Genomic DNA, 5,457 nt, shown 5'->3' on the forward strand with positions numbered 1-5,457 from the left:
TAATGACGGGCATGGTTTTGCCGGTCATGGCGGACGACGACGAAGACGTTTATTATTTGACGATGTGTTCCGGTTCCAATCTGACTGAGGCTCAGAAGACGGAATGTCAGAATTACGCAGCCAAGCGTAACAGCGAGCTGCAGAACGAATTGAATGAAATTAAAAAGAAGCGGAAGGAAATTGAAGCCGATCTGGCGAAGGTCGGTCAGGAAATCAAGGATTATGATTCGCAGATTTCCTCGCTGCAGGGACAGATCAACACGCTGAACGCGCAGATTACCGAAAAGGAAAATTCGATCGCGGCGCTGGAAGAACAGATTCTCCAAAAAGAAAATGAGATTAACGCGCTGCGGGAAAAGGTGGAACAGCGGTTGGTCCGTTCCCAACAGACAATGCACACGAATCAGTTTCTGGATTTCTTAATGGGGGCGGAGGATTTTGCTTCACTCCTGCGCCGGATTCAGGGCGTTAACGATATCATGAATTATGATAAGAAGTCGCTGGAAGAATTGAAGACATTGATGGATCAGCTGAACGCCGATAAGGAACAGCTGAATGTGGAAAAAGAAGAACTGGAAGTCGCGAAGACGGACGTTGAAAGCAAGAAACGCCAGGTTGTCAGCTTAAAGGCGACGGCCGAGCTGGCGCAGAAAGAATATGAAAAGCAGGCGGCTAAACTGGAAGCCGAAGGAAATCAGATTTCCGGCAGCCTGAATGAATTAAAAGGGATGATCAAGTCGCTGGGGTTGGATTCGATCGTGACCTCCAGCGGCTTCACCCGTCCGACCAGCGGCGGCCGGTTGTCCGCGGGGACCTGGCATTATGGCCTGAACGTCAATGGCGGCGTTCATCTGGGTATGGATATCGCGGCTGGGGTTGGCACGCCGATCTTTGCGGCCGGCAACGGCGTGGTGTTGGCCAGCGCTGACGGCTGTTCCAACGACGGCTATATCGGCAACTCCTGCGGCGAAGCTCAGGGCGGCAGCCGCGGCGGCGGAAATCAGGTGTACCTGTTGACGAGCATTAACGACGTCACCTATGCCGTGAAGTATCTGCATATGAGTCCGGGGACGCCGTTAAAAACCGGAACGGTCGTCAACGCCGGCGATCAGATCGGTGCGATCGGCAAGTCCGGCAATGTCACTGGCGCGCATGTGCATATCGAGGTGTTTAAGCTCGGCACGATGTCGCTGGAAAGCTATGCCAGCAGCTGGAGCGGCGATCTGGCTTTCGGCGCAGGCTGGGGCGCGGCCGGATTGAACCGGCTGTGCGCTAACGTCGGCGCGCCGTGCCGGGTTAAACCGGAAACGGTCTTCGGGTATTAAATTCGAATCTGAAGCGCGAAAGAACTAAGCTTTCGTTCACTTACTTATGAAAATTAAAATTTCCTGCTTTCCAGGAAGGATAAAACACCCGGGAGGAATGGCTGAAACGATATTCAGTCATTGTCTCCGGGTGTTCTTATTTTATTGGGAAAGTGCAGCTCAAAGGAATAAAAAAACTCTTGAATAGCTCATGACGTTCAAGCACTTCAAAGAAAAGCCTGTCGGACTTCTGAAAAAGGTTAAAAATAGGATTGGATCACGAAAACAGGGATCTTTGCGTTGTGCTTTCATTTTGCGCCAATGACTTTAACGGTTCATTGCAGTGTTTCTTCCTCAAGAACCCAGTTAAGGATCAGTTCGGTAAGTTTTCGTTTATGAAAAGGTTCAGCGGAATCGCCAAGGTAGATTTCACTGCGGCAATGATGAGAAGCAGTCCAGGTTTTTCCACACTTTTTTGGTCCTTCGATACAAACTGCGCCGATCATTCTGATAGATTTTATAAATCCATTCAGAGAGTTTAATTGTTTTCAATCAGAGCGATTTTACGAGTTCAATCAGAGAGATTAGTCATTTTCAATCAGAGAGATTTCGACTGACTTCAAAGCATTTCATAAGGGTGAACCTCAATACTGTGAATTAGGAAGCATCAAAGAAAGGATTAACATTTAATGATCGGTAACGGTCGTTCCGGTTTTCAACAGAAAATACGGCTGATATTGTCACTGAACACTTGTCCCTGTGAAGCGAGGATGATCCGATTGCGTTCTTCCCGGCTTTGAATTTCAGGTCATCCCTTTTCTATTTCTTACGATTCGCAAAAAAAGCAGGAAAAACATTGATCTCCTTCGGAACAGATCGGATAATAAAGTTAGAAAACAGGAGGTAGTTCAGAATGGCAGACGACTACAAAAAAGTTCAGGAAGAATATGAAAAAATGATGGATACGATGTTTTCCGGCAAATCCAGCGAGGAAGTCGCCGCTTCAATTCTGCAGCAGCAGGAAGCGATGATGCAGCACATGGATATGGATCAGGTCATGAAGGAAGCGATGGGCGCGGCCGCGGCGATGATGAATCAGACGGAAAGCCGGATCCAGGCCCAGACGGAAGCGATGATCCAGAATTTGAGCGCGTCCATGGCAGGCGGAGAAAATCCGCTGGCCGGGCTGACGGATTCCATGGGTGATTTTGCGGATTTGTTCGGCGGCGATCCGGAGGAGCTCACGCGGATGTTCCTGGGCGGCGACGGCGATCCGGAATATGATCTGGAATCAATCAATGAGAAGATCCAGAGTCTGCGGGTTCTGGAAAAAGAACCGGGCGTAACGCTTTCGCGCAGCCATGAAACCTTCCGCACGTTTGAAATCTTGCTTACCGCCTACATGAGCTTGAAAAATGCTCATGAAATGGACGGCTTGGCGATGGAAGAGGATCCTGAGTTTATTGATCAGATCAAGGATATGCTGCAAAGCAGCTGGGGAATCACAAATTCGGCGGAACTGACGGAGAAGCTGCGCGAGCTGACGACAGCCGGGCATCAGGCGAAATATTCACGGTATCAGGCCGCGGCGGATCCGCAGGAACTGATGGACGATCCCGAGGATGAGGATGAACTGGAATCCGTGCTGCCATGCTGGAAGCTGGCGCAGTATTTCAAGGATAAGTTGCCGGAAAATTATATTCTGGGCTGGGATTACGGCCGGGCGGCGACGGTTGTCCGCTGGGGCTATACGGTCGGTTACATCAATGAGGAAGACAGCTGGGCCTGGCTGGATCAGATCGCTGAGAAAATGATCGAAGTCTTTGATTCCTGGACGGAGTTCGGCTTGTCGTATGTCTTTGGTTCGTTGTTCTGGATCGCGGCGTTTGACGGCGAGGAAGGGATCAGCGAGCGCTTTGAGGAAGGCATCGAGCTTTTGACGGAGCTGCTGGATGAAGACGAGGACGGTCAGCCGGGCGTCTGGGCGCAGTGCGCGTGGATCGGCGAACTGACGGATTAATTCATGCTCGAACAATTCAAAGCGGCGCTGGCGGAGAATAACCGGACGCGGCTGACCTTGCTTCTCGACGAGATCGATCCGGATGAAACCGACGACGCTGGCAATACCGCACTGCATTTGGCGGCGGAGCAGGCGGATGAGAAAATGATTCAGGAATTGTTGATCCGCGGCTGCGATCCGTTCGCGGTGAATCGTTACGGCTGGACCGCGCTGCACAGTCTGGTCCGGTTCCGGGATTTTGCCGAATACCCCGGGTTGGTAACCGAATGCTGCGTCCGTCTGCTGAAAGCCGGCTGTCCGAAAGAAAAACGTGACGAATCCGGACTGACGTTTTATCAGCTGGCTGCCCAGCGCGTCAACGTCCCGATCTTTGAAGCACTGCTTCTTTTCCATCTGCATCCTGCGGCGATCGTGCTGTCCGACGGCGATACGACGCTGCATCTTGTATGCCGAAGTCTGAATCTGATTGAGTCCGCGCAAGGCGAAGCCCATGCCCGGCTGGAACAACCCTACGTGCGGATTGTGGAAATCCTGCTCGAACTGGGACAGGATCCTGAACAGAAAAATAACAGCGGTCTGACGCCGCGGCAGCTGGCCGTGCAGTTTGGCGGCAAAGCGGTAGCGGCCTTGTTAAGCGGACAGACGGAAGCCAGCGGTGGTTTGACGCTGTTTGAAGCCGCCCGCCAGAACGATCAGGACAGCCTGCGCTATTGGATCAGCCAGCCGATTGATCTGGACGCGGCGCTGGACGAGGGCGAAGAGCAGGGGATGACCGCGCTGGCGCTGGCCTGCCGGTTTCTCAACGAAGAAGCGGTAAGTCTGTTGCTGGAAGCGGGCGCTGAACCGCTGGCGTTTGAAGGTAAAGTGGAAAACTGCGCGCTTTACCAGTTTCTAACCGCTCTGAAATCCCGGACGCGGATCACGCATTCGGTAACGATCCGTTCGATCAAAAAGATGTTCCGCGGCTTAACCCGGCAGCTGACGATGCTGGATCAGCCGGTAACGGAAAAGGGCGAAACGCCGGTGCACGTGCTGTGCGGCCATATCGACGCCGGCTGGTGGGTGGAAGACCGGGAATTTCAGGAGATTCTGCTGGAAATGATGATCCCCCGCGACGTCTGGCGTCAGCGAAGCGCCGACGGCCGTCAGCCACTGCATTATCTGGCGGAACACCCATGCGCGGAAGCGGAGAACTTGATTTCCATGATTCTTGAGCGCTGCGACGTCAACGCGCAGGACAATGAAGGCAATACCGCTCTGATGATCGCCTGCGGCCGGAAGCTGATCGGCGAAACGCCGGTGGAAACGATGCTGATCCGCGCCCGCAACCGTGTCGATCCTTCCGGCGCGGCGGCGTTGGTCACCCAGCTGCTGCAAGCGCCGGACATTAATTTATCACTCGTCAATAACAAGTCGATGACGGCGTTGGACATCGCCGTGGAAAATGAATTTGAGCTGGTTGTCAATTTATTGCTGAAAAAGGAGGGAGAATGTGGCTGAACTCTTAATTAAAGCCTGCCGCACCGGCCAGAAGGGCGTAGCGCTGGCACTCTTAAAAAAACCGGACCTTGACGTTAACGAACGCGACAGGCAAGGCCGGACCGCGCTGTTTTATGCCTGCGCGCAAGCGCAGCGGGACGTCGTGATCGCCTTGTTAAAGCGGGGCGCGGACACGACGCTGGCGGATAATCACAGCGTTACGCCGCTGCATCAGGCGGCCGCCGTGGGAAACCGGGAAATCATGGGCCTGTTGTTGGAAAGCTGTCCGGCGGAGGTGAGCGACGATCAGGGCGTTACGCCGCTGATGAGTGCGATCAGTTATAAAAAAGTGGAAGCCGCCAAGTTTCTGATCAGTCAGGGCGCGAACCCGGAAACGAAGGATAATGCCGGCCACAGCGCCGCCGATTATGCCGCGGCCAACGGCTTGAAAGCGAGCGAACTGTGGGAAGCCAGCGACAGCCAGAAGGATGGTGAGGGCAACACCCCCTTGCATATCGCCTGTCTCAGCGGACAAGGCGAGCTCGTCAGGACGTTAATACAAAAGCATCCCCAATGGCTCAACGAGGTCAACGACCGTCATGAAACGCCGTTGCTTTTAGCGGCGGGAACTAATAATTTAATGATCGCCCAGCT

4 protein-coding genes are annotated in these 5,457 nt (G+C 53.3%); all 4 read left to right on the forward strand.

The features are described 5' to 3' along the window. Window positions 1-1,325 (forward strand): murein hydrolase activator EnvC family protein (locus AC5OW4_RS14210; protein WP_195548460.1); only part of this gene is annotated, 1,325 nt, incomplete at its 5' end. Window positions 1,326-2,217: 892 nt separating this feature from the next. Next, on the forward strand, window positions 2,218-3,324 hold the full coding sequence (locus AC5OW4_RS14215; protein ID WP_072685636.1) for a DUF1266 domain-containing protein: 1,107 nt from the start codon (window positions 2,218-2,220) through the stop codon (window positions 3,322-3,324). Between the two features lie 3 nt (window positions 3,325-3,327). Beyond that, window positions 3,328-4,824, forward strand: a complete 1,497-nt coding sequence (locus AC5OW4_RS14220) for an ankyrin repeat domain-containing protein (RefSeq protein WP_072685637.1) — start codon at window positions 3,328-3,330, stop codon at window positions 4,822-4,824. After that, window positions 4,817-5,457 (forward strand): ankyrin repeat domain-containing protein (locus tag AC5OW4_RS14225; RefSeq protein ID WP_493677125.1); only part of this gene is annotated, 641 nt, incomplete at its 3' end. The genes AC5OW4_RS14220 and AC5OW4_RS14225, both read left to right, overlap by 8 nt.

It is taken from the genome of Holdemania sp., from assembly GCF_986127675.1.

Bases quoted from the DNA above. Each gene is read 5' to 3' on its own strand.
- AC5OW4_RS14215 (WP_072685636.1), top strand. From the start codon at position 2,218: ATGGCAGACGACTACAAAAAAGTTCAGGAAGAATATGAAAAAATGATG.
- AC5OW4_RS14220 (WP_072685637.1), top strand. From the start codon at position 3,328: ATGCTCGAACAATTCAAAGCGGCGCTGGCGGAGAATAACCGGACGCGG.